Source organism: Pseudomonas sp. AC463, assembly GCF_979253585.1.
The window spans coordinates 1-259 of the sequence record NZ_CEEDDZ010000796.1; the positions used below are offsets into that span (position 1 = coordinate 1).

Consider the following 259-nt stretch of genomic DNA (forward strand, 5'->3'; position numbering starts at 1 on the left):
CGCGCAGCTCAACGCCGCCGGCCGCACCGCCACCGTCCTGTCCTTCACACGCTACGGTGCGACGATCGGCGGCCATGTGCTGGGGGAGTTGTTGGGTAGCCGCCTGCCGCATGCAGCTTCTCCGAAAGCGGCGGCGGTGCTGTATGCGCTCGACCGGCTGGAATCCGCGGACGCGATCCACGGCGCGGCGGCATCGCACGACGTGGTGGTGTTCGACCGCTATATCGCGTCGAACATGGCGTATCAGGCCGCGCAGGGG

1 protein-coding gene is annotated in these 259 nt (G+C 69.1%); it reads left to right on the plus strand.

Going from position 1 to position 259, the window contains the following annotated elements; all coding sequences use genetic code 11:
- On the plus strand, positions 1-259 hold a 259-nt coding region (locus AC0IYH_RS32410; protein ID WP_471838440.1), incomplete at both ends, for a nucleoside/nucleotide kinase family protein.